General features: G+C 59.3%; 30 protein-coding genes and 1 tRNA gene. 12 read left to right on the top strand and 19 right to left on the bottom strand.

Annotated features, from left to right (window positions below; genetic code table 11):
* The 5 genes from J3R80_RS03195 to J3R80_RS03175 all read right to left on the bottom strand — a co-directional run bounded on the left by J3R80_RS03195 (window position 1) and on the right by J3R80_RS03175 (window position 4,593).
* A complete protein-coding gene (locus J3R80_RS03195) occupies window positions 1-2,028 on the bottom strand; it encodes an NADPH-dependent 2,4-dienoyl-CoA reductase (protein ID WP_275392315.1) in 2,028 nt (675 codons plus the stop codon).
* Between the two features lie 82 nt (window positions 2,029-2,110).
* Window positions 2,111-2,596, bottom strand: a complete 486-nt coding sequence (locus J3R80_RS03190; RefSeq protein WP_275392314.1) for a DUF523 domain-containing protein — start codon at window positions 2,594-2,596, stop codon at window positions 2,111-2,113.
* A gap of 2 nt (window positions 2,597-2,598) precedes the next feature.
* Window positions 2,599-2,979 carry a hypothetical protein gene (locus J3R80_RS03185; RefSeq protein ID WP_275392313.1) on the bottom strand — a complete coding sequence of 127 codons (381 nt, stop codon included), beginning with the start codon at window positions 2,977-2,979 and terminating at the stop codon, window positions 2,599-2,601.
* Between the two features lie 12 nt (window positions 2,980-2,991).
* Window positions 2,992-3,765, bottom strand: coding sequence for a DUF6478 family protein (locus J3R80_RS03180; RefSeq protein WP_275392312.1), 774 nt, complete (start codon window positions 3,763-3,765; stop codon window positions 2,992-2,994).
* A 63-nt stretch (window positions 3,766-3,828) separates the two neighbouring features.
* Window positions 3,829-4,593, bottom strand: a complete 765-nt coding sequence (locus J3R80_RS03175; protein ID WP_275392311.1) for a hypothetical protein — start codon at window positions 4,591-4,593, stop codon at window positions 3,829-3,831.
* A gap of 136 nt (window positions 4,594-4,729) precedes the next feature.
* Between J3R80_RS03175 and J3R80_RS03170 the strand changes: the two genes are divergently transcribed.
* From J3R80_RS03170 to J3R80_RS03160, 3 genes are read left to right on the top strand one after another with little or no spacing between them, the layout of a single operon-like run.
* A complete protein-coding gene (locus J3R80_RS03170) occupies window positions 4,730-5,677 on the top strand; it encodes a type II CAAX endopeptidase family protein (RefSeq protein WP_275392310.1) in 948 nt (315 codons plus the stop codon).
* Window positions 5,678-5,707: 30 nt separating this feature from the next.
* On the top strand, window positions 5,708-6,673 hold the full coding sequence (gene accD / locus J3R80_RS03165) for an acetyl-CoA carboxylase, carboxyltransferase subunit beta (protein ID WP_275392309.1): 966 nt from the start codon (window positions 5,708-5,710) through the stop codon (window positions 6,671-6,673).
* Window positions 6,670-7,944: a folylpolyglutamate synthase/dihydrofolate synthase family protein gene (locus tag J3R80_RS03160; protein WP_275392308.1), complete on the top strand. Its 1,275-nt coding sequence runs from the start codon at window positions 6,670-6,672 to the stop codon at window positions 7,942-7,944. The genes accD and J3R80_RS03160 overlap by 4 nt, the downstream gene beginning before the upstream one ends.
* A gap of 485 nt (window positions 7,945-8,429) precedes the next feature.
* Here J3R80_RS03160 and zapE read toward each other — a convergent pair whose 3' ends face one another.
* Window positions 8,430-9,512, bottom strand: a complete 1,083-nt coding sequence (zapE, locus tag J3R80_RS03155; protein WP_275392307.1) for a cell division protein ZapE — start codon at window positions 9,510-9,512, stop codon at window positions 8,430-8,432.
* Window positions 9,513-9,610: 98 nt separating this feature from the next.
* On the opposite strand from zapE, the gene J3R80_RS03150 reads away from it, so the two are divergent.
* Entirely contained in the window at window positions 9,611-10,852 is a 1,242-nt protein-coding gene (locus tag J3R80_RS03150; RefSeq protein WP_275392306.1) for an MFS transporter, read from the top strand.
* Here J3R80_RS03150 and J3R80_RS03145 read toward each other — a convergent pair.
* Window positions 10,849-11,307 (bottom strand): Lrp/AsnC family transcriptional regulator, encoded by a 459-nt coding sequence (locus J3R80_RS03145; RefSeq protein WP_275392305.1) that lies wholly within the window; start codon window positions 11,305-11,307, stop codon window positions 10,849-10,851. The genes J3R80_RS03150 and J3R80_RS03145 overlap by 4 nt on opposite strands.
* Window positions 11,308-11,471: 164 nt before the next feature.
* Between J3R80_RS03145 and ald the strand changes: the two genes are divergently transcribed.
* Together ald and J3R80_RS03135 are read left to right on the top strand one after the other, a co-directional pair.
* Entirely contained in the window at window positions 11,472-12,590 is a 1,119-nt protein-coding gene (ald, locus tag J3R80_RS03140; RefSeq protein WP_275392304.1) for an alanine dehydrogenase, read from the top strand.
* Between the two features lie 84 nt (window positions 12,591-12,674).
* On the top strand, window positions 12,675-13,091 hold the full coding sequence (locus tag J3R80_RS03135) for a DUF1801 domain-containing protein (RefSeq protein ID WP_275392303.1): 417 nt from the start codon (window positions 12,675-12,677) through the stop codon (window positions 13,089-13,091).
* Between the two features lie 65 nt (window positions 13,092-13,156).
* Here J3R80_RS03135 and J3R80_RS03130 read toward each other — a convergent pair.
* The 10 genes from J3R80_RS03130 to pyk form a co-directional block, all read right to left on the bottom strand.
* A tRNA-Met gene (locus J3R80_RS03130) sits at window positions 13,157-13,233 on the bottom strand.
* Window positions 13,234-13,374: 141 nt separating this feature from the next.
* Window positions 13,375-13,803 carry a large conductance mechanosensitive channel protein MscL gene (gene mscL, locus J3R80_RS03125; protein WP_275392302.1) on the bottom strand — a complete coding sequence of 143 codons (429 nt, stop codon included), beginning with the start codon at window positions 13,801-13,803 and terminating at the stop codon, window positions 13,375-13,377.
* A 133-nt stretch (window positions 13,804-13,936) separates the two neighbouring features.
* The gene (locus tag J3R80_RS03120; RefSeq protein WP_275392301.1) at window positions 13,937-14,386 is read right to left on the bottom strand and encodes a YtoQ family protein; all 450 of its coding nucleotides are present in this window, start codon (window positions 14,384-14,386) and stop codon (window positions 13,937-13,939) included.
* A gap of 46 nt (window positions 14,387-14,432) precedes the next feature.
* Entirely contained in the window at window positions 14,433-16,829 is a 2,397-nt protein-coding gene (pheT, locus tag J3R80_RS03115) for a phenylalanine--tRNA ligase subunit beta (RefSeq protein WP_275392300.1), read from the bottom strand.
* Between the two features lie 9 nt (window positions 16,830-16,838).
* The gene (locus J3R80_RS03110) at window positions 16,839-17,441 is read right to left on the bottom strand and encodes an SMI1/KNR4 family protein (protein ID WP_275392767.1); all 603 of its coding nucleotides are present in this window, start codon (window positions 17,439-17,441) and stop codon (window positions 16,839-16,841) included.
* Window positions 17,442-17,497: 56 nt separating this feature from the next.
* Window positions 17,498-18,571: a phenylalanine--tRNA ligase subunit alpha gene (gene pheS, locus J3R80_RS03105; RefSeq protein WP_275392299.1), complete on the bottom strand. Its 1,074-nt coding sequence runs from the start codon at window positions 18,569-18,571 to the stop codon at window positions 17,498-17,500.
* A 114-nt stretch (window positions 18,572-18,685) separates the two neighbouring features.
* Window positions 18,686-19,048, bottom strand: a complete 363-nt coding sequence (gene rplT, locus J3R80_RS03100) for a 50S ribosomal protein L20 (protein WP_191287591.1) — start codon at window positions 19,046-19,048, stop codon at window positions 18,686-18,688.
* Window positions 19,049-19,062: 14 nt separating this feature from the next.
* The gene (gene rpmI, locus J3R80_RS03095) at window positions 19,063-19,263 is read right to left on the bottom strand and encodes a 50S ribosomal protein L35 (RefSeq protein ID WP_008560811.1); all 201 of its coding nucleotides are present in this window, start codon (window positions 19,261-19,263) and stop codon (window positions 19,063-19,065) included.
* A gap of 136 nt (window positions 19,264-19,399) precedes the next feature.
* The gene (locus J3R80_RS03090; protein ID WP_275392298.1) at window positions 19,400-19,636 is read right to left on the bottom strand and encodes a hypothetical protein; all 237 of its coding nucleotides are present in this window, start codon (window positions 19,634-19,636) and stop codon (window positions 19,400-19,402) included.
* A gap of 41 nt (window positions 19,637-19,677) precedes the next feature.
* Window positions 19,678-21,126, bottom strand: coding sequence for a pyruvate kinase (pyk, locus tag J3R80_RS03085; protein WP_275392297.1), 1,449 nt, complete (start codon window positions 21,124-21,126; stop codon window positions 19,678-19,680).
* A 130-nt stretch (window positions 21,127-21,256) separates the two neighbouring features.
* Here pyk and J3R80_RS03080 point away from each other — a divergent pair, with 130 nt between their 5' ends.
* The 5 genes from J3R80_RS03080 (at window position 21,257) to J3R80_RS03060 (ending at window position 24,320) form a co-directional block, all read left to right on the top strand.
* Window positions 21,257-21,997 (top strand): N-formylglutamate amidohydrolase, encoded by a 741-nt coding sequence (locus tag J3R80_RS03080; protein ID WP_275392766.1) that lies wholly within the window; start codon window positions 21,257-21,259, stop codon window positions 21,995-21,997.
* Window positions 21,998-22,091: 94 nt separating this feature from the next.
* On the top strand, window positions 22,092-22,409 hold the full coding sequence (locus J3R80_RS03075) for a DUF1244 domain-containing protein (protein ID WP_275392296.1): 318 nt from the start codon (window positions 22,092-22,094) through the stop codon (window positions 22,407-22,409).
* Window positions 22,409-23,047 carry a DUF5671 domain-containing protein gene (locus tag J3R80_RS03070; RefSeq protein WP_275392295.1) on the top strand — a complete coding sequence of 213 codons (639 nt, stop codon included), beginning with the start codon at window positions 22,409-22,411 and terminating at the stop codon, window positions 23,045-23,047. The genes J3R80_RS03075 and J3R80_RS03070 overlap by 1 nt, the downstream gene beginning before the upstream one ends.
* Window positions 23,037-23,432, top strand: coding sequence for a hypothetical protein (locus tag J3R80_RS03065; RefSeq protein WP_275392294.1), 396 nt, complete (start codon window positions 23,037-23,039; stop codon window positions 23,430-23,432). The genes J3R80_RS03070 and J3R80_RS03065 overlap by 11 nt, the downstream gene beginning before the upstream one ends.
* A gap of 93 nt (window positions 23,433-23,525) precedes the next feature.
* Window positions 23,526-24,320, top strand: coding sequence for a class III extradiol ring-cleavage dioxygenase (locus tag J3R80_RS03060; protein ID WP_275392293.1), 795 nt, complete (start codon window positions 23,526-23,528; stop codon window positions 24,318-24,320).
* Between the two features lie 38 nt (window positions 24,321-24,358).
* Here the strand turns inward: J3R80_RS03060 and J3R80_RS03055 are convergent, their stop codons facing one another.
* The gene (locus J3R80_RS03055; protein ID WP_275392292.1) at window positions 24,359-25,213 is read right to left on the bottom strand and encodes a D-amino-acid transaminase; all 855 of its coding nucleotides are present in this window, start codon (window positions 25,211-25,213) and stop codon (window positions 24,359-24,361) included.
* A 104-nt stretch (window positions 25,214-25,317) separates the two neighbouring features.
* Here J3R80_RS03055 and J3R80_RS03050 point away from each other — a divergent pair, with 104 nt between their 5' ends.
* Window positions 25,318-25,767, top strand: coding sequence for a DMT family transporter (locus tag J3R80_RS03050; protein ID WP_275392291.1), 450 nt, complete (start codon window positions 25,318-25,320; stop codon window positions 25,765-25,767).
* Window positions 25,768-25,771: 4 nt separating this feature from the next.
* Here J3R80_RS03050 and dgcA read toward each other — a convergent pair whose 3' ends face one another.
* A complete protein-coding gene (dgcA, locus tag J3R80_RS03045) occupies window positions 25,772-26,737 on the bottom strand; it encodes an N-acetyl-D-Glu racemase DgcA (RefSeq protein WP_275392290.1) in 966 nt (321 codons plus the stop codon).
* Window positions 26,738-26,750 lie beyond the last annotated feature (13 nt).

Raw genomic sequence — 26,750 nt, 5'->3', positions numbered from 1 at the left:
TCAGAGTGAGGCCGCCAAGCGCGATCCTTGGTCGATTGCCCGTTTGGCGTCAAGCTCTGCCGCAACATCCGCGCCGCCAATCACATGCACAGACTTGCCGCGCGCTTCAAGCGCATCTGCGAGGCTTCGCTCGCTGATCTGGCCTGCACACAGGATAATGTTGTCGACCTCGACCAGACGCGGATTTTCCCGCGCCTCGCCCGTTGAAACCATCAGGCCTTCCTCAGAAATGCGCTCGTAGTTTACGCCGCCGACCATCTCGACCCCTTTCATTTTCAGGGTCGCACGGTGAATCCAGCCGGTCGTCTTGCCCAGCCCTTTGCCCAACGCCTTGGCCTTGCGCTGCATCAAGGTCACGTGGCGGGCAGGCGCTTCTGGTTTCGGACCGTCTGGCGCCAATCCGCCGCGCGCGTCAGCGGGATCCGTCACGCCCCATTCAGCCAGCCACTCATCCAGATTCTCGGTCGGGCTATCGCCCGCTTGCGTCAGGTACTCGGCCACATCGAAGCCGATACCACCCGCCCCGATGATGGCCACACGGTCGCCCACGGGCACTTCGTGACGAAGCACGTCGATATAGGACAGCACGTTGCCACCCGCCTGCCCGTCAATCCCCGGATCGCGGGGCACAACGCCAGTGGCAATGATCACCTCGTCAAAACCATCCAGATCGTCCGCTGTCACCTCTTTCCCGAGGTGCAAGTCGATGCCAGATGCCGCAACCTGCCGTTCGTACCAGTCCACCAGCCCGATGAATTCTTCTTTGCCGGGAATCTTCTTCGCCATGTTCAGCTGACCACCCACTTGGTCGGCGCGGTCGAACAGCGTCACCTTATGGCCGCGCTCGTCCGCGACCAGCGCCGTCGACAGTCCCGCAGGTCCAGCGCCAACGATGGCAATCGATTTTGGCGCGTCCGTCCTATCATAACGCAGCTCGGTCTCGTAACAGGCACGCGGGTTCACAAGACAGGTCGAAATCTTGCCGCTGAACGTATGGTCCAGACAGGCCTGATTGCAGGCAATGCAGGGGGCGATGTCGTCCGCGCGCCCATCGGCGGCCTTGGCCACGAAATCGGGATCGGCGAGGAACGGTCGCGCCATCGACACCATGTCGGCTGCGCCGCCGGCCAACACCTCCTCGGCCACATCCGGGTGGTTGATCCGGTTTGACGTAATGATCGGCAGCGACACCTGCCCCATCAGTTTTTTCGTCACCCACGTGAACGCGGCACGGGGGACAGAGGTCGCGATGGTTGGGATGCGTGCCTCGTGCCAGCCGATACCAGTGTTGATGATGGTTGCGCCCGCTTTCTCAATCTCTTTTGCCAGCAGGACAACCTCGTCGAAACTTGAACCATTGGGCACGAGGTCGATCATTGACAGGCGATAGATGATGATGAAGTCCGGCCCCACGGCGGCGCGCACGGCTTTCACCACCTCGATTGGCAAGCGCATCCGGTTTTCATATGTCCCACCCCAGCGATCCTCGCGCTTGTTCGTATGAGCGACAAGGAATTGGTTCAGAAAGTAACCCTCGGATCCCATCACCTCGACACCGTCATAGCCTGCTTCTTTTGCGCGGGCGGCGGCTGTCGCAAAATCACCGATCTGTTTCTGAATGCCGTCTTCGTCCAGCTCTTTCGGCGGGAAAGGCGAAATGGGCGACTTGATCGGGCTGGCCGACACGCAGTCCGGCCCATAGGCATAGCGCCCGGCGTGCAAGATCTGCATTGCGATCTTGCCACCTTCGGCATGAACGCGGTCGGTAACGACACGGTGATTGGCGATATCTTCATCGGTATAAAGACCCGCCGCACCGGGATACACACCGCCTTCGGGGTTCGGAGCCATGCCGCCGGTCACGATCAACGCCGCGCCACCACGGGCGCGTTCGGCATAGAACTCGGCCACGCGCGGCCAGTCGCCGCGTTCCTCAAGACCAGTGTGCATGGATCCCATCAGCACGCGGTTCTTCAGGGTCGTGAAGCCCAGATCAAGGGGGGCGAGTAGGGTCGGATAGCTGGTCATGCTGGCGGTCTCCTGTCAGTTGCGGCGAACTTGGACGAGGGGCTGCGCGCTGTCATTCAAAACGCTGCGTAACCGACCGGGTTTACCACGCGCAATCCAAGGCCAAGGCGTCGATCTGATGCGGAGCATAAACGGCCAGACCTGCCGCCTGCAACGCAGCCGTGGTCACACCGAACCCCGCCCGCCGCGTGCCATCGTGATGGCCGCTGTAAAGAAGTGTCGATCCGCAAGACGGGCTGGCCTCGGTCAGTAAAGCGTGGGTGCAACCCTGGGTCTGGGCCATTTTCACTGCCATCCGGGCACCCGCAACGAAGGCCGCTGTGACATCCACCCCCGCACTGTCGACAACCTTTGCCCGACCAGCCAGAACATCGGCACCGTCTCGTTCCGGCTCTATCTCGGCGGGCAGACGTGGCACCGCCAAACCACCTGCCAGTTCCGGGCAAAACGGCACCACGCGGCCATCAGCGTCCCAGCGGGTCAAACAGGTGTGAAGAAAGGTCTTGGCTTGCCCGTCATATCGCACCTTCTGTCCCATCAGGCATGCGCTGACCAACAAACGGGACATGATCAACTGGTTTCCATGCAGTGCCGCCGAAACGCACGTTTAAGCATATCCAGCTCTTCACGCAGTAAATCGACCTCGGCGCGGATGTCGGTCTCAAGCGGTTGCCCGGTCACAATCGAAAAGGAATTCAGGGTCACACCCCTGCTTTTGTCGGTGATCAGGAAAGTTTGAACGCCGTCAGTCAGCAATTCCGCCGGGATCGGCACTTTGACGATATATGTGCCGGGCTGATCCGGCTGCGGCGCCACGGTCGAACCATCAATCTTCTGGGAAAGATGTGTTATCTGAAGCTCGGGGGGTGTGTCCTGCGCATCTGCAACTGTCAGAACGCCTTCCCATACACCCGCTTGAATGCGTGCCTTTACCAACTGGGGTTTTGTCACTTCACGCTCCTATCAAACTTCTGCCCGCGGGCGACGGCTCAACGTCACGTCGCGCAGGATCACTTGACTCATCTCGGGGTTTTCAAACACCAGATCAATCCACATCCGGTCGACCCGTTTTTCATTCAGGTTCGTATAGGCAAGATCGAACTCGACAATCGCCTCGGTTTCCTCGACCGGCAGCGCGCGGACGATTTGTTCCGTGTTCGGCCCGTGTTGGATGTTCAGGCGCGCATACACTTCAAGTGGCTTTTCCATTTCAACCAAAGCTGTCAGACGCACAAGGTGGTTGCGCTTCAACCCATCGACAGCAGTTTGAGGAAGCTCGACAACAAGCGACAGAAAAGACCCGTCGAACCCAAACACATCCATCCTGAGACCAAACGGCGCAAGGTCACTTTCACGGGTATTGCGGATCTGCCGGACCGTCAGCTCCGAAACCCTGCAGTCATGAAAGATGGCCGCCTCGCTACCGAAATTCGACTTGCTTTCGACCGCAGCTTGCCCCGGCGGCGACAACGGGCCGCGCCACAGTTCCGGCCGATAGGCCCAATCGCTGTGCAGCGGCTTTTGGATCGCGTCCGAGCCGATCAGCGGCAGTGTCAGCCGACCATCTGCCACATGCAGCACCCGATCCAGCGCCTGCCGCAGCGCGCGCGCGCGCGTGCGAACGCTGCGCAAGGCGGCAAGATCAAGTGTTTCGGCACGCTGCAATACAGAACTCCACCGTCGCAATGACCGTCGTTGAAGCCAGTGATCAAGGATGCCGTTCACACGTCGCGCCATGATGTGATGTTGCCCTGCTTAGATTCGTCCGCTGCCCGCACTCATTCTTAGAACAGAAAGGCTTCAGTTGCGCAAACCGCCGAACCAGCTTTTGACGTTTCCGACACCTTTGCTGTCTTTGTTTGCCTTGCGGATCTGGGCTACGAAATCGCGCAGCAGCCCATATCCTTTGCCTTCGCCAAAGGGCTGATCCGCAAATGCCGTGGCGCTGGCGGTGACGAGCCGTCCGTTCACCTCGAAAAACGCCCGCCATGTGGTGTTCGCAAGTGCCGCTGGAAGGCCGTCCGACGTATCCCTGAGCCGCACATACAGCACACCGGAGGCCGATTTGACATCCAGCAGTTCGACGGTATCCGCCTTGCCCACCCGGCTCAGCGCTGCACGGCCGGCGTCGCTTTGCACAAAGCCGCGCGCTTCGCGCAGTCGGGCATCCGGGTCGTTAGACATCGCCGCAGCCTGAACAGGCATTGGCAGCACGGTCGCTGTCAGAAAGGCTGGCTTTGGCGGTTTGGGGTCCGCTGGATTCTTTGTCATGGCTGCACAGGCCCCGATGGGAATGAATGCGCCCGCCTCGGTGTCCTGATGGGACGAGGTGTCGACACAGAACCCTTTCGGCGCTGCAATCGTCACGGCCCCACCCATGACCGTTTTTTGACGCACCAAGCCTTCGCTCGGCGTCGCACGCTCGTTCGAAAATATCGGGCTTTCCGACAGGTTGGGGCCGGATTTTCCGCCGCCGCCGAAGCAGCCTGTCAGGCCGAGCGTGAAACTCAGCACCATACCGACGCGCAACGCAGCACTGCCGCAACCCTTCCAATCCTTAACCATTACTTCCCCCCACCCGACGCACCACAGTACGGGCACTTACGCGACACATACAGATTTCCACCAACTTTTCCCGGTTGTCCATCCGTCCGATCACCCCCATCATACCGCAAATGAGTTAATATCGTCAGGTATCCAAGTGTCTGTTTCCCTCAATCAAAACGACCTGATCGCCAAGCAGGCGTTCTGGTCCCCCGCTTTTCCTCGTATTCAGATATGGCGCACCATCCTTGGTGTATTTGTCATCCACGCCGTATTCTTTGCCGCCACCTTTGTGATCTTCATTATCGGTGCCCGTTTGCTCGGCACCGATCCGGGTCAAATGCTCGGAGCATCAACCCCGGCCGAGGCGGCGGTGTTCTTCCTGACCTTTCTTGGGTATCACCTTGGGCTTTGGTTGACGGTCAGGCTGCTGCACAAGCGCGGATTTCGCAGCCTGTTCGGTCCTGCCCTTCGCGTGAATTGGCGTCATTTCAGGCGGGGCCTGTTGGTTGCCATCGGGGTCAGCATCGCAGCCATCCTGTTACAACTCGTTCAATCCCTGTTCTTGCCAGCGGCGCCTGAATCCACCGCCCAGCAATCCATGCCCTTCGTCAATTGGGCGCTTCTGGTGGTGCCAGCGCTGATCCTAGTGCTGATGCAGATATTTGCCGAAGAGCTGGTGTTTCGGGGCTATCTACTGCAGCAACTCCGCGCGCGGTTCGGGTCAATCTGGCTTTGGGCGATCTTGCCTTCGCTCGCCTTTGGCATCTTGCACTATGATCCCGTCACCTATGGCATCAACGGTGTTTTCTACGTTACACACACGACCGTCATTGGAATATTGTTGGCAGTCGTCACCTTGCGCACCGGCAATATTGGTGCCGCCGCCGGTCTGCATTTTGGCAACAATGCCATGCTGATCTTTTCCGGAACCAAGGGCACGTTGGATGGCTTTTCGCTGTTCCTGACGGAAATGGATCTGACCAGCACCCAAATGACGTGGTCCATCCTGACCCAAACCTTCACGATCCTGGCCGCTTTTGCCCTGTGGTGGAAGTTGACCCAACGCAACCAGCCAATTGCAAATACCGCACAGGCGGACTAGTTAAAGCGAAACGACCAAGGAAGACAGGCGATGAACTGGATATCGAACTACGTCCGCCCCCGCATCAACTCGCTGTTCTCACGCCGCGAGGTGCCCGAGAATTTGTGGACCAAATGCTCGGAATGCGGCACGATGCTGTTTCATCGCGAATTTGCCGAAAACCTGAATGTCTGCACCAACTGCGATCACCACATGGCGATCACCCCGCGCGAACGATTCCAGGCGCTGTTTGACGGAGGCGTGTTCTCCGAGGTGAACGTTCCGGCCCCGGTCGACGATCCGCTTCATTTCAAGGACCAGAAAAAATACCCCGAGCGCATGAAAGCCGCCCGCAAGGACACCGGCGAGCGTGAGGCGATGCTGGTTGCCGAGGGCGAGATCGGGCGCACTCCGATCGTGGCCGCGGCGCAGGATTTCAGCTTCATGGCGGGGTCGATGGGAATGTATGTGGGCAACGCGATCATTGCCGCGGCAGAACGCGCGGTTAAGGCGAAGCGCCCGCTTGTCCTGTTTTCTGCCGCGGGTGGCGCACGGATGCAGGAAGGCATCCTGAGCCTGATGCAAATGCCGCGCACCACGGTTGCGGTCCAAATGTTGAAAGAGGCGGGGCTGCCCTACATCGTCGTTCTGACCCACCCCACCACGGGCGGTGTCACAGCGTCCTATGCGATGCTGGGTGACGTTCATATCGCTGAGCCCAACGCGCTGATCTGTTTTGCTGGTCCGCGCGTGATTGAACAGACGATCCGCGAGAAGCTGCCTGACGGGTTTCAGCGCGCCGAATACCTTCTGGATCACGGGATGCTGGACCGTGTGACCCATCGCAAGGATATGAAAGACGAGCTTGTCACGATCCTGCGTATGCTGACAGGACAGGGCCCGGCAATCAAAGGCGACCTGCCGAAGCCCGAGGATGTGGCCACCCCGCAGGTCGATGCCAAGGCCACGCCCGCCGAACCCAAGGCCAAGGCTGAGACCAAGGCGGCGAAAGGGTGAGCGAAAACGGTTCGGACATCATCCTTGAGCGGATGATGTCCCTTCACCCAAAGATCATTGATCTGACGCTGGACCGTGTTTGGCGCCTGTTACATGCGGTTGACGACCCGCAGGACAGGCTACCACCGGTCATCCATTTAGCAGGCACCAATGGCAAAGGTTCCACCCTCGCGATGTTGCGCGCGGGGTTGGAAGGTGCGGGAAAACGGGTACACGCCTATACGTCACCGCATCTGGCCCGTTTCCATGAGCGTATCCGACTGGCCGGCGAATTGATCAGCGAAGACGCCCTGTCCGAAGTGCTGGACCGCGCCTATACCGCCAATGGCGGCGACACGATTACATATTTCGAGATCACCACCGTTGCCGCCCTGATGGCATTTGTGGAAACGGCTGCCGACTACACGTTGCTGGAAACGGGGCTGGGTGGCCGCCTTGATGCCACCAATGTGGTCGCGAAACCTGAACTGACAATTATCACCCCGATCTCGATCGACCACACGCAGTTTCTGGGCGAGACCCTGACCGCCATTGCGGGCGAAAAGGCGGGCATACTGAAACGCGGCGTGCCTTGCATCGTCGGCCCGCAACCGGATGAAGCGCTTGAGGTGATCGAGGCACAGGCTGCCCGTCTGGGCTGCCCTTTGTTCGCCCATGGGCAGCATTGGCATATTGATCAAGAGCGGGGACGGTTCATCTTTCAGGATGAAACCGGATTGCTGGACCTTCCGATGCCCGCCCTGATCGGGCCCCATCAGCTGGAAAACGCAGGTGCGGCCATCGCCGCCCTGCGTCAACTGGGGTTTGGTGAAACGGCCTGCGAAACTGCGATGCGCAACGTGACCTGGCCCGCGCGGATGCAGCGCCTGCACCATGGCCCACTTGTCGACGCTGCCGGGGATGCAGAGCTGTGGCTGGACGGGGGCCACAATCCCGCGGCAGGGAAAATGCTGGCGACAGTGCTGGCGAGCCTGCCTGCACGCCCCACCCATCTGATCTGCGGCATGCTGAACACCAAGGACATCGCCGGGTATCTGCGCCCATTGGCGCAAGTGGCCGACAGTTTGACGGCTGTGTCGATCCCCGGAGAGGCCAATACGTTGCCCGCCGACGTCACGGCCCGAGAGGCACGCAGTGTGGGTTTCAGCGCGTCCGAGGCACCCTCTGTCGCAGATGCTATTGCGGCGATCCGAAAAGATGACCCTGAATGCCGCATCCTGATCTGCGGATCGCTGTATCTGGCAGGGTCGGTTTTGAAACGGAGCGGATAGTCCGCAACAGTCCCGAACCCCTTCGTGATCACAAATAAAATTTCACGAAATTCACGCAACAGGATTCACTTCGACCACCAACCCCCCGAAAAGAATCACTTTTTTACGCTTCGGCGAATCGGCATATGATTCGCCACAATATGTTGACAAAATAAGCAGTTAGCCTCTACTAATAGAGTATTCTTCAGGTAAAGTTCACAACAAGTGAACGGCTTGTCGAGCAGTACTTTGACCAGGGGGTCTTATGTTTCGGTTGGCGCGGAAAAGGATGGATCATATTGTGATCACAAATCCGCCCGCGATTGTGATTGAAGCGAAGACCGCCCTTGCCTCCCCCGCTTCCGGCACAGGTTCCCGGCACTAGGCGTTCGTAGCGCCCCGAAGTGTTGGTCCTGAACGCGGGTGGCTGAGTTCGGGTTTTGGTCGCGATGCGCTAAGTTAAGCGGGCAGGACAAGACCTTGGGGTCGCCAATGGCGGCCCCGTTTCATTCACGCCCCCAATCCTTATCCTGCATTTCGCGCAAGCGGCTGGCGGTGCGTTCGAACTCGAACGAGCCTTCGCCTTCGACATACAGCATCTCGGGCTGGGCGGCAGCCGAGGCGATCAGCCGGACTTTCGCTTCGTAAAGCGCGTCGATCAGGGTGACGAAGCGCTTTGCCTCGTTGAAGTTCGACCGACCAAGCTGCGGAATATTTTCCAACACCAGCAGCTTCACGTGTTTTGCAATCGTCAGATAATCACCCGGCCCCAGCATGGCGCCGCACAGATCATGGAACCCGGCCCGCGCCGCGCCATTGCGATAGGCGGGCAGGATCACATCCCGCCCCTTGACGGTCAGGGTCAACGGCTCAGCCTCACCGCCCGTCAAATCGCGCCAGATCGCATCAATCGCCTTGCGTGCATCAGCATTTGCCGGGGTAAAGTAAACCTGTTCGCCCGCTAGACGGTCCTGGCGGTAGTCATTCGGACTGACCAGCTCGTGCACGACCATCTGTTCTTTGATCAGTTCGATGAAGGGCAGGAAAAGCTGCCTGTTCAATCCGTCCTTATATAACTCGTCCGGGTGACGGTTTGACGTGGTCACAACAACGACGCCTGCATCAAACAGCTTTTCGAACAGGCGCCCCACAAGCATCGCATCGGTGATGTCGGTGATTTGCATTTCATCAAATGCGAACAGGCGGACATCTGCAGCGATTTGTTGCGCCACCGGAGCAAGCGGGTCATCGACGCCGGATTTACGTGCTGCCGCCATACCCTCGTGAACTTCCTGCATGAAGGCGTGAAAGTGCACACGGCGCTTGGCTGGAATGTCCAAACTGTCGACGAACAGGTCCATCAGCATGGACTTGCCACGCCCTACACCGCCCCACAGATACATCCCCTGCGGCACGTCCTCGGGTTTGGAATGAAACAGGCCACCCAGTATCCCCCGCTTGCGGGCCGGTGCGGTGTCCAGATGGGCGCGGATGTCTTCCAACGCAGGCAAACATGCCTGTTGCGCCGGGTCTCGGGTAATCTCGCCATTTTGGGCAAGAGTTTCATAAATCTCGATCAGGTTTGCCATGGCCGAGGAATAAATCGCTTCCACACATAAGGAAAGGTGAAGTGACAGATCAGAAACGAAGAATTGACCAGTTGGTCGAATTCGCGGAACGTATGCAAATGACTGAAACACGCACGCCCCTTATCACGCCCGTCCTTGTGGCAGGTTGTCTGATCATCCTCGTCAGCTTCGCGATTCGTGCAAGCTTTGGCGTGTTTCAAATCCCGATTGCGGCCGAGTTCAACTGGCCCCGCGCCGAGTTCTCGCTGGCCATCGCCATACAAAACCTGGCCTGGGGGATCGGGCAGCCCATATTTGGGGCCATCGCCGAAAAGATCGGGGATCGCAAAGCCATCATCATGGGGGCTTTGATCTATGCGGTCGGCCTTGTGGCGTCCTCGAACGCCGTGACACCCGGCGCGCATCAGCTTCTTGAAATCGCCGTTGGTTTCGGGATCGCAGGGACGGGCTTTGGCGTGATCCTTGCCGTTGTTGGGCGCGCGGCGAGCGATGAAAACCGGTCCATGTCGCTGGCCATTGCAACCGCCGCAGGGTCGGCCGGGCAGGTGTTCGGCGCACCGCTGGCGGAATACCTGTTGGGCTTCATGTCCTGGCAGAACGTGTTCATCGTGTTCGCGGCCGCGATCCTTGCGACGCTGGCCTTGCTGCCCCTGATGAAAACACAACCCATGGCCTCACGATCAGAGCTTGAGGACAGCATGGGGCAAATACTTCTCAAGGCCTTGCGCGACCCAAGTTATTCGCTGATCTTTCTGGGGTTCTTCTCGTGCGGTTATCAGTTGGCTTTCATCACCGCCCACTTCCCCGCCTTCGTGACCGAGATGTGCGGCGCGATTGATCCCTCTGGCACATTGGCAACCATCGGCGTTTCGACAACCTCTGCGCTCGGAGCGATCTCGATCTCGTTGATCGGGCTGGCCAACATCGGGGGGACGCTATTGGCCGGCTATCTGGGCAAGACCTATTCCAAGAAATACTTGCTGGCGGGCATCTATGCGGCACGGACCGTGGTGGCCGCAGTGTTCATCCTGATGCCCATCACGCCGACATCCGTCATCATCTTTTCCATTGCGATGGGGTCATTGTGGTTGGCAACCGTGCCGCTGACTTCAGGTTTGGTCGCACATATCTATGGCCTGCGTTATATGGGCACGCTTTACGGGATCGTTTTCTTCTCGCACCAGCTGGGCAGTTTCCTGGGCGTGTGGCTTGGCGGGCGGATGTATGATGCCTTTGGCGATTACACCGTGGTGTGGTGGATCGGCGTTGGCGTCGGCGCCTTCTCGGCGATCGTCCATCTGCCGGTGAAAGAGCAACCGCTGGCCGCGCGCACCGCCTAAACCGGCAGAGCGGTCGTCTTGAACACGGTGCGCAGCGCGAACGAGCTTTGCATCCCCTGCACACCCGGCAGGCGCGATAAATGTTGGCGGTGGATGCGGGCGAAATCCTCGGTATCCGCCGCGACGACCTTCAGAATGTAATCTGCCGATCCCGCCATCAGGTGACATTCCAGCACATCGGGGATCAATGCGACCTCGCGTTCGAACGCATCCAGCAATTCATCGGCCTGACCGGACAATGTGATTTCGACGAATATGGTTGAAGGACAGCCCATCTTGCGCGCGTCCAGCAGGGCCACATAGTCGCGAATGTAACCTTCGGCCTCGAGCCGTTGAACCCGGCGATGGCAGGCCGAGGGTGACAAATTGATCTTCTCGGACAAGTCCGAGTTGGACATACGCCCGGTGCGTTGAAGCACCCCAAGGATACGACGGTCTATACTGTCTAGTTCCATTATCTCACAAATTTCTTGCGCAAATTTCGAATTCTTCGATGTATTCTTCGATACTTTCTAGCAGGAACAACACTTCTTTTCAAAGCAATTGCGTTTGATTTCGGGCAGACTTCTATCCCTGAGATACCGAACTAACCGACAACAGGGAATGAGGAGGATACCCCATGCTGATCGGATGCCCGAAAGAAATCAAACCGCAGGAGTTTCGCGTTGGTCTGACACCAGCCGCGGCTGGCGAGGCTATTGCTCGCGGTCACAGCGTCATTGTCGAGACCAACGCTGGTATTGGCGCAGGCTTCACGGATGAAGATTATGTTGCCATTGGCGCAACCGTTTTGGACACGGCTGACGAGGTGTTCGCCAAGGCTGACATGATCGTTAAAGTCAAAGAGCCGCAGGCGGTTGAACGCAAGATGCTACGCGAAGGTCAGTTGCTGTTCACCTATCTGCACCTCGCACCCGATCCCGAACAGACCAAGGATCTGCTGGACAGCGGTTGCACAGCCATCGCTTATGAAACCGTCACCGATCGCAACGGCGGTCTTCCCTTGCTGGCCCCGATGTCCGAAGTCGCAGGACGTCTTGCACCACAAGTCGGCTCGTGGACCCTGCAAAAGGCTAACGGCGGCCGTGGCGTTCTGATGGGCGGCGTGCCCGGTGTCGGCCCGGCAAAGGTCGTGGTCATCGGCGGCGGCGTCGTGGGCACCCACGCGGCCAAGATCGCGGCGGGCATGGGCGCTGATGTAACCGTGCTTGATCGCTCGCTGCCGCGTCTTCGCTATCTGGACGATGTCTTTGGTGGCACCTTCAAGAACCAGTATTCGACCGCCGCGGCCACAGCCGAGCTGATCACGACTGCTGACATGGTGATTGGTGCGGTTCTGATCCCGGGCGCTGCTGCCCCGAAGCTGATCAGCCGCGAGCAGCTGTCAACGATGAAACCTGGTGCCGTCCTGGTGGACGTGGCCATTGACCAGGGTGGGTGCTTTGAGACGTCAAAAGCCACCACCCATGCCGACCCGATCTATGAGGTGGATGGTGTGATGCATTACTGCGTGGCGAACATGCCGGGTGCCGTCGCCCGCACCTCGACCATCGCTCTTGGCAACGCAACGATGCCATTCATGCTGGCGCTGGCTGGCAAAGGCTGGAAGCAAGCCTGCGCGGATGACGAACACCTGCTGAACGGGTTGAACGTGCATGCAGGCAAGCTGACCTACGCCGCTGTCGGCGAGGCGCTTGGCCTTGATTATATCTCGGCGCAGGACGCCCTGAAAATCTGATCACCACTCACGATCTGGGAAAGCCCCGCCCTTCGGTGGGGCTTTTTCTTTGACACCTGCACTTGTGCGCAGCACCTTGCTGTCATGTCTGATACATCTCCTCCGTTCCAAAGCTCAGCCGTTGCTGGCGTGTTCGCCAACCTTCCAGCCGACGCGCATCGCGGTCTTTTGACGCTGCGCGAACTGATCTTCACCACCGCGAAAGAAACGCCCGGCGTTGGTCGAATTGATGAGACCTTGAAATGGGGTCAGCCAGCCTATCTGACGCCTGACAGCAAGTCAGGCACCACGATCCGGTTGGGGACGCCCAAGACCGGTGGCTTTGCGATTTACGTCCATTGCCAGACAACGCTGATCTCTGACTTTCGCAGCCTGTTTCCCGATGGCTTCGCGTTTGATGGAAATCGCGCAATCTTGTTTGAGGATGGACAGACCTTGCCAATCGACGCGTTGCGCTTGTTTGTCAAAAACGCGCTGATCTATCATCTGAAGCAACCCTGAAACGAAAGAAGCCCCGCACGCGGCGGGGCTTTTCTTCGCGGTCGAACCAGACCGTTTGATGGAGATGGTAGCGTGGGGCGGACTTGAACCGCCGACCCCAGCATTATGAGTGCTGTGCTCTAACCAGCTGAGCTACCACGCCATCTCACATCGGAGGTCGAGATATTCCGGCCCGCCCCCGGTGTCAAACGAAAAACATAGAATTTTGCGCCTGCGTTGGAAAAAGGCCAAAGAAAAAGGGTGCCCACTTCGGGGCACCCTTAAAAGCATGTCACCGGCGCGTTTACTTCTTTAGCGCGTCGCGGATTTCGACCAGCAGGTCGACCTCGCTCGGGCCTGCCGGTTCCTCGGCGGCGGCCTCTTCTTCCTTCATCGCGGCGTCCTTGGCCTTGTTGACGAAGCGCACCAGCATGAACACCACGAAGGCAATGATCAGGAAATTGATGATCGCCATGATGAACGAGCCATAGGCGAAGACCGCCGCACCGCTTTCACGCGCGGCTTCCAGCGATGCCCCTTCAGGCACCGTCCCCGACAAAACGCCATACATGTTGGTGAAATCAATGCCCCCCATGAACAGCCCGATGATCGGATTGATCAGGTCCGCCACAAGCGAGCTGACGATTGCCGTGAAGGCCGCACCGATGATGATACCAACGGCCATGTCCATGACATTGCCCTTGGCGATGAAGTCTTTGAATTCTTGAAGCATACTGTCCTCACTACACTTAGACGCCGACGTGTTTCCGCCAGCCTGCGGGCAGGTTAGCGCAAAACGTTCTGCCTTGCATATTGTTTCGTGGGGAAAAACAGTCGGGCGACAGCCCAAGATTGTTCAGTGCGCCCTAGCTGCCCAAACCACCGGTCAGAACATAGCGCAGAATTTCCACAACCTGATGCGGTTCGCGCGCGACGGCAAGGGCGGCGGCGTTGACTTCCTTCAGCGGGTGGTCGTGCTCGGGTTGCTGCAAGACGATCAGGGATTTGCCCTTCGCGGCGGCATAGCCTGCGTCGAAGGCCGCATTCCACTGGCGATATTTCTCGCCAAACCGAACGACAACCACGTCGGCATCTTCGATCGCCTTGCGGGTGCGGATCGCATTGATCATCGCGCCCTTGTGGTCGTGCCAATACTTGTTGTCCTCAGCCCCAAGAATGGCGACGCCACAATCATCGGACGCGTCATGGTCGGTAACCGGGGCAGAGAATGTAATGTCCAAGCCCTTCGCACCGTCGATGATCTGCTCGCGCCAATCGGTGTGGATTTCGCCGGATAGATAGACGTTCAGGGTCATGGTTTCCTCCAAATGAAACAGCGGCCCCGAAGGGCCGCGTTGTTGATTAACCGCGCAGGGTGCCGCCGGTTGCCTTGCCGACCTTCTCGACGATCTTGGCGCTGACCGCCTCGATATCCTTGTCGGTCAGGGTGGCGTCGCGCGGTTGCAGGCGCACGGTGATGGCAAGGGATTTCTTGCCCTCGCCCAGCGATCCGCCGATGAATTCGTCAAAGACATTCACATCGGTGATCAGCGCCTTGTCGGCCCCTGCCGCGGCGTTCACCAGATTGATCGCTTCCACATCGGCATCCACCACGAAGGCGAAGTCGCGCTCGACCGGCTGCAGATCGCTGGCCCCCAGCGCCCCGCGTCCGGTGCCCTTGGCTTTCGGGAAGGGCACCTTGGCCAGATGCACCGCAAACGCCACAACCGGGCCTTTCACGTCCATCTCGGCAATCGCTTTCGGGTGCAATTCGCCAAACGCGCCAAGGATGTTTTTCGGCCCCAGCCCCAGCTTGGCCGAGCGTCCGGGATGCCACCACGCGTTCATGTCGCGCACATATGTCAGCTTGGCCGGGGCACCGATGGCGTTCAGCACGGCTTCGACATCCGCCTTGGCATCATAGGTATCCACCGGGCGACGCGCCCCGAACCGGTCGCGCGGGCCGGTATGGCCGACCAGAATGCCGGTGATCATCTGTTCATATTCTTCCGGCTCACCGCCATGGAAGACAGGGCCAACCTCGAACAGTGCCAGATCCATGAAGCCGCGCGCCTGATTGCGGGCCGCCGCTTGCAGAAGACCGGGCAGCAGGGACGGGCGCATATGGCTCATCTCGGACGAGATCGGGTTTTGCAACCGCGTCACATCGGCCCCACCGCCGAACCGCTGGGCGCTGGCTTCGTCAATAAAGCTGTAAGTCACGCATTCGTTGTAGCCCAGCGCGGCGACCGTGCGCCGCGCCATGCCTTCACGTTTCTGCATGGGGGTCAGGATCGCCTTGGGCACACCCACATGGGCGCGGGCCATCGGCTTGCCAACCAGCTTGGTCAGGGACGCGACGCGCGCGACCTCTTCCACCAAATCGGCCGAGCCTTGCACGTCAGGACGCCAGCTTGGCACATGGGCCATGCCGTCCTTGATGGTGAAGCCCAGCGCGGTCAGGGTCTTCACTTGCTCATCTGCCGGAATGTCCATGCCGACCAGCGATTGCACCCGGTCGGTGTCAAGTTTGTAAGCCCGGCTTGTATCCGGCACCTCACCCGCCACCACGACCTCCGACGGCTCACCGCCACAGAGATCAAGGATCATCTGCGTCGCGGCCTCGATCGCCTGCGCGTTATACTCCGGGTCGATGCCGCGTTCGTTGCGATAGCGCGCGTCGGAGTTGATTTTCAGCGCGCGGCCCGTGCGGGCGATCTGGATCGTGTCCCAGAACGCTGCCTCAAGAAAGACATTGGTGGTTTCTTCCGTGCAGCCGGTTGGCAGACCGCCCATGATGCCGCCAATGGACTCGATGCCTTCGTCGTCCGAGATCACCACCATTCCGGGGTCGAAAGTATATTCCTTCTCGTCCAGCCCGATCAGGGTTTCACCGCCCTTGGCGCGGTGCACCCGCAGGTCGCCCTTGACCTTGTCGGCATCAAACACGTGCAGCGGGCGGTTCATGTCATAGGTGAAGAAGTTGGTGATATCGACAAGGGCCGAAATCGGGCGCAGCCCGACCGCACGCAGGCGCGCTTGTAGCCACGCAGGCGACGGGCCGTTCTTCACACCCTTGATCAGACGGCCCATGAACAGCGGGTTGTCGCCCTTGGTGTCGTCATCAATCGTCACATTGATCGGGCAAGGGCCAGTGCCGGGCACCTTGTGCTCTTTCAACGGCTTCAACGTGCCAAGCCCCCGCGCCGCCAGATCGCGCGCAATGCCGCGCACGCCCAGCGCATCGGGGCGGTTGGGGGTGATCGCAATCTCGATCACCGGGTCCACCTTGGTCGGGTCATTGGCGGCCAGCCAGTCGACAAACCGCTCGCCCACCTCGCCCGAGGGCAGCTCAATAATGCCGTCATGCTCGTCCGACAGCTCCAGCTCGCGCTCGGACGCCATCATGCCGTGGCTTTCGACGCCCCGGATTTTGCCGACCGAGAGCGTCACGTCGATGCCGGGCACATAATCGCCGGGCTTGGCAAGGACCACGGTGATCCCTTCGCGCGCATTCGGTGCGCCGCACACGATGGTCTTGTCACCTTCGTTGGTTTCCACCGTGCAGACACGCAGACGGTCGGCGTCTGGGTGTTTTTCGGCCGACTTGACCTTGGCGAGGGTGAACGCGCCCAGACGGTCGAGGGGGTTGAAGATGCCCTCAACCTCGAGCCCCAGATCGGTGCAGGCCTCGGCGATTTCATCCACGGAGGCCGTGGTGTCGAGGTGGTCTTTCAGCCAGGAGATGGTGAATTTCATTTGAACCTCTTAGTTCCAGTCTGGGGTAGCTTGAACTGCAGACTCCTCGTCATGCGCAGCGCATCCCGGATTCATTTTTCTAGCCAACACATCTAAGGCGGCTTCATTGGTAGCTAGCGATCCCGTATCCCAATTGACGTCGGTTTCTCCCGCGACCCGGATTATTCCCTCACCCACGGCAGCGCAAAGCGTTTCAAATAGCGCGCTAATGCTTGTCGACCAACGCAACAGCGGATCACTATTCACGAAACGCACATAGACACTCTCAAACGTTGGCGAGTCTGGCCTACAATTCACCCAGAACCCGTTTGAATCCTCGCCAGCAAACTTGATCATTCCGGCTGGCCAAAACTGATCGGAAAACTCCTGATCCTCCAAAGGGTTTTCGCGACGCAACTGTTCCGCCAAACGAAAGTCTTCGAGTGATTCCTGTACAGAGACTGGTGCAAACAGATATCCGGCAAACGCTGCATTGTGGTAGGTTAACCCTTGTTGGATACCTCCGACTCGTTGCCAAAATGCACGCAAAGATGACGGGATGCTTAATCCTGTCTCTTGCACCAACATTTGTATCTCACTCTCACTCGCAGGTGGCAGCAAGCACTCGAGCACCGGCGCTTTGATTGCGGCCAAACTTTCTAAGTATCTATTTAGCCAATCCGTTGAACTCACCTACTCAACCCCCCACGCATCGTCGGCACGTCCAGCGCAGCGAAGCCGTAATGCCACAGCCAGCGCAGGTCTGAATCAAAGAACGCGCGCAGGTCGGGGATGCCGTATTTCAGCATGGCCAGACGGTCGATGCCCATGCCGAAGGCGAAGCCTTGCCATTCGTCCGGGTCCACGCCTGCCGATTTCAGCACATGCGGGTGCACCATGCCCGAGCCGAGGATTTCCATCCAGTCGTCGCCCTCGCCCAGTTTCAATGTGCCGCCTTCCCATGAACAGCGGATATCAACCTCGGCCGACGGTTCGGTGAAGGGGAAGTGCGAGGCGCGGAAGCGCAGTTCGATGCCGTCGATTTCGAAAAACGCGCGGCAGAACTCCTCCAGCACCCATTTCAGGTTCGCCATCGAGATATCTTTGTCGATCGCCAGCCCTTCAACCTGATGGAACATCGGCGTGTGGGTCTGGTCGTAATCGGCGCGGTAAACGCGGCCCGGCGCAATCACGCGGATGGGGGCGCCCTGATCCATCATCGCACGGATCTGCACGGGGCTGGTATGGGTACGCAACACATGCGGCGGGCGGTTGTCGCCCTCGGGCATGGTCATATAGAACGTGTCCATCTCGGTCCGGGTCGGGTGCTCGGCGGGGATGTTCAGCGCGTCGAAATTATACCAGTCGCTTTCAACCTGCGGCCCTTCGGCGACCGCGAAACCCATGTCCCCGAAGATCGCGGAAATCTCTTCGGTCACTTGGCTGATCGGGTGGATGCTGCCCTGACGCTGCGGGCGGCCCGGCAGGGTCACGTCCAGCCATTCGGTGCGCAGGCGTTCGTCCAAGGCAGCATCGGCCAGCGCAGATTTCTTGGCGGCGATGGCCGAGTTGATCTCGTCCTTCAGGGCATTCAGCTTGGGACCTGCGACCTGCCGTTCCTCGGGCGTCATCTTGCCCAGTTCGCGCATTTTCAGGGCCACTTCGCCCTTCTTGCCGACCGCCTGAACGCGGATGTCTTCCAATGCGGCCTCGTCCGCGGCACCGGCCACGGCGTCGATATATTTTTGCCTCAGATCGTCCATCCCGGACCCCTTTTCTTACGTCATGCCCCTGCTACGAAACGGGGCGTCAGAAAGCAAGAAGCCGCGAGACCTGAAAAGGTCCGCGGCTTCCAAAATTGTCTCTCCGATATGGAGTTACGCGAGCGCGGCCTTCGCCTTTTCGACGATGGCACCAAAAGCGTCAGGCTCGTGCACGGCCAGATCGGCCAGAACCTTGCGGTCCACTTCAACGCCGGCCAGGTTCAGGCCGTTGATGAAGCGCGAGTATGTCAGAGCTTCGTCATGCGAGCGGACGGCAGCGTTGATCCGCTGGATCCACAGGGCGCGGAAATTGCGCTTGCGGTTCTTGCGGTCGCGGGTTGCGTATTGGTTCGCCTTGTCGACGGCCTGACGCGCCACCTTGAAGGTGTTCTTGCGGCGACCGTAATAGCCTTTCGCGGCCTTGACGACTTTCTTGTGACGGGCGTGGGTTGTGGTTCCACCTTTAACGCGGGACATATCCGTATCTCCTCTTAGCGGTCGTAGGGCATGAAGCCCTTGACGATCTTGGCGTCGGGGGCGGACAGGGTCGTGGTGCCGCGGGCATCACGAATGAATTTCTTGTGACGTTTGATCATGCCGTGGCGCTTGCCGGCCTGACCTGCCAGGACCTTACCGGTCGCGGTCACCTTAAAGCGCTTCTTGGCGCTCGATTTGGTCTTCATCTTGGGCATTTCCGTCTCCTTCGTAGGTTCGGTATTTTTACACGACTCGGCATGCCACTTGAGCCGGTCGCGCATGAAGTGCGGCGTATAGGCGGAATCTTTCAGGCTGGCAAGTGCTTTCTGCCCGTCTCAGTGGGCAACCCGGTCAGGCGGCCAGCAACACCTTCAATCGGCTGAAAACCGTTCGAAATGCCGTGAATATATCTTCGATCTGATATCCACCCGGGCGGTTCATCATCGCAAGCGCGATAAGGGCACCCCCGATCATGAACATGATGGCCGGCACCCGTGGCGCCCGGCCATCCCGGATTGCGGACAGGAACGATGGGATCGACAGCGCAAGCACTATGATCCCGACAACCAGAAACGTGTCTTCCCTCATTACTCTCTCCTCCACACCCACCCCGGTGCGATGAAGACAGGTTACTCGTGATCTGTGGCAAAAATTTGCCGTTCATCGCAGGGTGCCACACGAAGGATATTCGTTGTGCCCGGCACATTAAAGGGCACGCCAGCGGTGACGACGATTTGGTCGGCTTCCGTGGCGAAACCGGCACTGCGCGCCGCCCTCGCGGCCGAAACCACAGCAGCCTTGAACCGCAAGACTTCGTCCGGCGTCACAAAACAATTGGTGCCCCAAGACAGGCACAACCGCCGCGCGGTGTCTCGTAGCGGGGTCAGCGCGATGATTGGCACACGCGGCCGTTCCCGCGCGGTCAGAAGGGCGGTGGTGCCCGACTGCGTGAAGCAGCAGATCGCTTTGATATCCGTCGTTTCCGCGATCTCGCGCGCGGCGGCGACGATCCCGTCGGCAACCCCGCTTCTGGTTGCGACCCGCTGGGCATCGACCTGATCCAGATAGGTCTGGTCGTGTTCAACTTCGATCGCCACGGCGTTCATCGTCGCGACGGCGTCAATGGGATACTGTCCCGCGGCACTTTCCGCCGACAGCATGACCGCATCCGTGCCATCATAAATAGCGTTGGCGACGTCCGACACCTCGGCCCGCGTCGGCATCGGGCTTTCGATCATGCTTTCCAACATCTGCGTTGCGACAATCACCGGCTTGCCAGCACGGCGACATAGTTGGATCAGGCGTTTCTGGATCGGGGGCACCGCGTGAACGGGCAATTCGACGCCCAGATCGCCCCGCGCAACCATGATGCCATCGGATGCTTCCAAAATGGCCTCAAACGCATCCACCGCAGCCGGTTTTTCGATTTTCGACAGGATCGCTGCGCGTCCTTGCGCCAGATCGCGGGCTTCTTCAACGTCGGCGGCGCGTTGCACGAAGCTCAGCGCCAGCCAATCGACGCCCAGTTGGCAGGCGAATTCCAGATCGGCACGGTCCTTATCCGACAGGGCGGCCAGAGGCAGCACCACATCCGGCACATTCACACCCTTGCGATCAGAGATTGTTCCGCCAACCTCGACCACACAATCCGCGAAATCTTCGCCGCAATCCTTGACCCTCAAGCGTAGCTTACCGTCGTTTACAAGCAACGAGGATCCGGGTTTCAGGGCCGCAAAAATCTCGGGATGTGGCAGGCACACGCGATGGCTTTCGCCGGGCGTCTCATCCAGATCAAAACGGAAGTCCTGACCTTCTTCGATTTCAGTGGCACCCGCAGAAAAGACACCGCAGCGCAGCTTTGGCCCCTGCAAATCCGCAAGGATCGCGATCGGGCGCTCCATATCCTTTTCAACACGTCGCACAAGGGCATGACGCTCGCGTTGTTCATCATGGGTGCCGTGCGACATGTTCATGCGGAACACATCTGCACCCGCTTCGAACAGCGCCCGAATCGTATCGTAATCGCTGGAGGCGGGGCCGAGAGTGGCGACAATCTTTACATTCCGGTGGCGTCTCACGGGGCACCTCTCCTTATTATTGCTCTTTTTAGCGGGTTGATTGCTCTATGCCCGAAAATGTTAGCGCTGACAACTGGCGCTTGCCTGACACCTCGCATAAACGGGTCTGGCAAACATGAATGACACACGTATGACATACCATCCCTACTTTATCCTTGGCGAAGATCGGCCCTCGCGCTGGCTGATCACATGTGATCATGCCGCCAACACCGTACCGCCCTGCGTGGCAAATGGCGACCTGGGTGTCGCACCCGGGGACATGGCCCGACACATCGCATATGATGTCGGCGCGGCGGGCGTCTCGCGCCATTTGTCCGATCTGCTTGATGCCCCGGCCATCCTGTCAAATTTCTCGCGGCTCGTGATTGATCCCAACCGGGGCGAAGATGATCCGACGCTTGTGATGAAACTCTACGACGGCACCGTCGTTCCCGCAAACCGCCATGTTGATCAGGTGGAACGCGACCGCAGACTGAACGCATTTCATCGCCCCTATCACCGGGCCGTCGCGCGTCTTGCCGCGCGGCAAAACAACAGCGTGATCCTTGCGATGCATTCCTATACGCCGCAGCTGAATGGGCGCGAAAAACGCCCGTGGCACATTGCGATCCTGCATGACCGCGACAGCCGGCTGGCCACCCCCCTGATTGCACGGCTCCGAGAAGAACCCGACCTCTGCGTTGGTGAAAATGAACCCTATGGCGGCCATCTGGATGGTGACAGCATTGATCGCCACGCGGTTTTGACCGGGCGGGTCAATGTTTTGATCGAAATCCGTAATGATCTGATCGAAACCGAAGACCAACAGCGCGGCTGGGCAGAGCGTCTGGCCCCAATCCTGACGGAAACCTTGGCAAAAACCGGGTTGTAGCCACAATGGGCGGCCACGTGGTCGATCGTTTGCTTGACCTTGCAGCTTTCGCCCCCACCTGATGAAGTGACCTTATCGACCGAAAGGACCCGCCATGGATGACCAAACCCGCATCGAGATCGAGGCAGCCGCGTTTCGCCGGTTACAAAAGCACCTGATGGAAGATCGTCAGGATGTTCAGAACATCGACATGATGAACCTGGCCGGGTTTTGCAGAAACTGCCTGTCGCGCTGGTATCAGGAAGCAGCAAACGCGCGGGGCTTCGACATGTCGAAAGAAGAAGGGCGCGCGGTCTTTTATGGGATGCCTTATGACGACTGGAAAGCCAAATTTCAGTCTGATGCCAGCCCAGAAAAGCAGGCCGCATTCGAAGTGGCCTTCAAAGAAAACGTGCTGGGCGAGAAAGACTGATGCGTCCGTCCGACCAACTTGCCGAGTTTACCCGCGATGCGTTGGCGGCAGGCAAAAGCCGCGACGACATTCGCGCGGCGTTGACGCAGTCCGGCTGGGCGCCGAACGAAATTGCCGAGGCGCTGGACGCCTGGGCCGACATCAGCTTTCCAACACCCGTGCCGCGTCCCCGCCCCTATGTTTCGGCGCGCGAGGCCTTTTTCTATGGCATCATGTTCGTGGCACTGGCGATGACCGCATGGCACTTGGTGGCGTTGTTGCACAATCTGATTGACCATTGGGTTGCCGATCCGCTGGACGAATATTCGGGTCGTTCTGCACTGAGCTCGACCCGCTGGTCCATTGCGGCGTTGATCGTGTTTGCGCCGACTTTTCTGGTGTTGAACCGGCGAACAGTTCAGGCAACCAAGGCAGACCCCGGAAAGCGCCGATCCGGCGTACGCAAGTGGTTTGGCTATGTCACCCTGTTCCTGGCCTCTATCTCGCTTCTGGGTGACTTGATGGCAGTGATCTATGCGCTGCTCAGCGGAGACCTGACCCTGCGTTTCATCTTGAAAGCACTGGTTGTTGCTGGCGTTGCAGGTGCAATCTTCACCTATTTCCGTCAAGAAGCTGACGAGGCGCGGGATGGAGCGTGACGCCCTTGCTCCTGTTATCATCGGCGCGGTTGTCGTTTTGGCGATTGCTGCGGGCCTGACGATCACCGGCGGTCCCACGTCCGCCCGTGCCGAGAAACGTGATCTTGCACGACTGGCTGATCTGCGTGTTTTGGCAAGTTTTGCACGATGTGTCGCTGACATTACTGGAAGCGCGCCAACCAAGCTGGCACCTATGGGTGACTGTGGGACCGACCTGCCCCTGACCGATCGCACGACGGATGCGCCATATCGGTATGAAGCGCTGACCGCGAAGGGCTTTTTGCTCTGCGCCGATTTCGAACGCCCGGGCTTGATCACGAACTTCGACATTGCGGGCGCTGTCTGGCAACATGACCAAGGGTGTTTTGCCTTCACCCAGCCCTGAGTTCTGTGCATTTTTGCTAAGTGCCTGTTCGGCTTTTGTCGTTTTCTGCAAGGCCTGCACCGATTAGCTGTTCAGCATCGGAAAGGAATACACATGCCCAAAATGCCCACATACTTCATATCCCATGGCGGTGGCCCGTGGCCGTGGATACCCAACATGCGCCGAATGTTTGCCAGGTTGGAAACATCGTTAGCCGCAATGCCCGCCGAGCTTCCCGAAGTGCCGAAGGCGGTTCTGATGATCTCGGGCCATTGGGAGGACGCGCAGTTCGCCGTCATGTCCTCCGCCAACCCGCCAATGGTTTACGACTATACCGGGTTCCCGCCGGAAACCTATGAGATCCAGTATCCTGCCCCCGGCGCACCGGATCTTGCCCAGCGCACCCACGATTTGCTTCAGGCCGCAGGCTTGCCAACGACGCTGAACCCGACGCAGGGGTTTGATCATGGCGTTTTCGCGCCCATGGCCGTCATGTATCCCGATGCGAACATGCCGACCTATCAGGTCTCGCTTCAACACGGATATGACCCTGCCACGCATTTTGCCTTGGGGCGCGCGCTTGCCCCGCTGCGGGACGAGGGCGTACTGATTGTCGGATCAGGTCTGAGCTATCACAACCTGCGCCTGATGGGGCCAGAGGCACGGGTGCCATCGACCGAATTTGACGCATGGCTGAACGAGGCTTTGATGCTTCCCGCGAAAGACCGCACTCGGGCTCTTCTAGATTGGGAACAGGCCCCATCCGCCCGTATCGCCCATAAAGAGGAAGATCATCTTGTGCCGCTGTTTGCGGCCTTGGGCGCGGCGGAAGGCGAACCTGCGACCGTGACCTATCACGAAGAAGGGATATTTGGCGGCGTCACCGCCACCAGCTTCCGTTTTGGATAAGTGAACGCCCCGCACCTGTTGGGCGGGGCGCTTTTCGATCACATCGCTGTTTTCAGGCTTTCATCCAAATAAATCTCGCGCAGGCGCAGCGCCACACGGCCCGGATTGCCATCGCCCAGCGCCTTGTCGTCGATCTGCACCACCGGCATTACGAAGGCCGAAGCCGAGGTAAAGAACGCTTCATCCGCGTTCTGCGCTTCCTCAATGGTGAAGTTACGCTCCTCGACTTCCATCTGTGCTTCCTCGGCATAGCGCAACACGGCGGCGCGGGTGATCCCGTGCAGGATGTCGTTGGACAAGCCGCGCGTGATGATCTTGCCGTCCTTCACAATATAGACATTGTTCGATGTGCCTTCGGTAACATAGCCATCTTCGACCATCCATGCGTCGTCCGCCCCTGCCGCCTTGGCCATCATCTTGCCCATCGACGGATAGAGCAGTTGCACGGTTTTGATGTCGCGACGGCCCCAGCGGATATCGTCGATCGAGATGACTTTCATCGGCTTCACGGTTTCAGCCAGACCGGGCTTCGACTGAGTGAACAGGACCACGGTCGGCTTCACCTCTGCCGGGTCGGGGAAGGCGAAATCGCGATCCGACGCCGCCCCGCGTGAGATTTGCAGATAGATCAGACCCTCGTCGATCTCGTTCAGGCGGACCAGTTCGCGATGAACCTCCAGCAGGTCTTCGGTCGAAATCGGGTTGTCCATGTCCAACTCGCTCAGCGACCGCTTCAGCCGTTCGGCATGGCCGTCAAAGGCGATCAGTTTGCCGTTCAGAACGCTCGTCACCTCGTAAACGGCATCGGCAAACAGAAAGCCACGGTCAAAGATCGAAATTTTCGCCTCGGTCTCGGGCAAATAGTCTCCGTTCACGTAAACGGTGCGGGTCATGTCGGGTCTCCTTGGTATGACGTTACGGGTGCGTTGACCCGCGCGGCGTTTCCTGTTCTGGCTGTTGATACTCGGGTCCGTGAAAGATGCAAAAGGGAAATCCAATGCCAACTGCGACACAATCTGCCGCCGTCATGCTGACCGCCGGGATTGGCATCCCTGTTCTGGCCGCCCTGAATGCCGCCTTGGGGCAGCGGATGGGGTCGCCTGTCGCCGCCGGGGTGATCCTTTTTCTGGTGGCCCTTCTAACCACGTTGGTTGTGTTCCTTCTGTCCGGCGGGTCGCTGAAAGGGGCCGTCGGGTCGCCCCCACATTTGTTTTTTGCAGGCTGCCTTGTCGCCTTCTATGTGCTGACGATCACATGGGTGGCGCCCAGTTTCGGGATCGGCAACGCTGTGTTCTTCGTCCTTCTAGGCCAGTTGATCTCGGCTGCAGCCATCGACCATTTCGGCCTGTTCGGTGCGCAACCCAGCCCGCTGACCTTCTGGCGGATATCCGGCATCGCGGTCATGGGGCTTGGCGTGTTCCTGACCCAGATCGCCGGGCGCAGCTAGACCGTCACCCCCAGAGTGCTGCCGCAGGTGGGTGAACCCCCTTTTCGTCGAACAAAAGCGGCGTGTCGCGATCTTCGGCCAGCAACAGCGGCCCGTCCAGATCCGTGACCATCGCCCTTTGCGCCACTAGCGTTGCCGGTGCCATCGCCAGCGATGACCCAACCATGCAGCCCACCATGACCTTGTAGCCCTCCGCCAAGGCCGCGTCGCGCAGCGCCAAAGCCTCGGTCAGCCCGCCGGTCTTGTCCAGCTTGATGTTCACCACATCATACTTGCCCTTCAGCTTGGGCAGGCTCGCGCGGTCATGGCAGCTTTCATCGGCACAGACCGGCACCGGGCGGTCCATCCCGATCAACGCCTCGTCTTCGCCAGCGGGCAGGGGTTGTTCGACAAGGCTCACCCCCAACCGCACCAGATGCGGGGCAAGGTCGGCATAAACCTCGGCCGACCAGCCTTCGTTGGCGTCGATGATGATGCGGGCGTCAGGCGCACCGGCACGCACGGCTTCCAGCCGGGGCATATCGTCCGGCGTGCCCAGCTTGATTTTCAGAAGCGGGCGATGGGCGTGTTTGGCCGCCTGTGCCTGCATCTGGGCAGGTTCGGCCAAGGATAGGGTGTAGGCCGTAATTTCGGGCCTTGGGGCAGGCAAGCCGGCCAGCTCCCACACCCGTTTGCCTGCGCGCTTGGCTTCCATATCCCACAAGGCGCAATCGACCGCATTCCGGGCGGCTCCTGCGGGCAGAAGATCGTAAAGCGCCGCGCGGGTCACGTCGGAAGGCAACCCCATGATCTGCTCGGTCACGCTGTCCAACGTTTCATCATAGCGCGCATAGGGCACACATTCGCCCCACCCCTGATGATCGCCATCCTGCACCCGAACCGTCAGCACCTTCGCTTCTGTTCGCGACCCGCGCGAGATGGTAAACACTTCCGCCAGTTTGAAGACGTCTGCCGTGGTTGAAATCTTCATCGCTACTTCCTCA

The organism is Aliiroseovarius sp. Z3, from assembly GCF_029105185.1.
Lineage (GTDB): Bacteria > Pseudomonadota > Alphaproteobacteria > Rhodobacterales > Rhodobacteraceae > Aliiroseovarius.
This window is presented reverse-complemented; position numbering and strand designations above follow the sequence as displayed.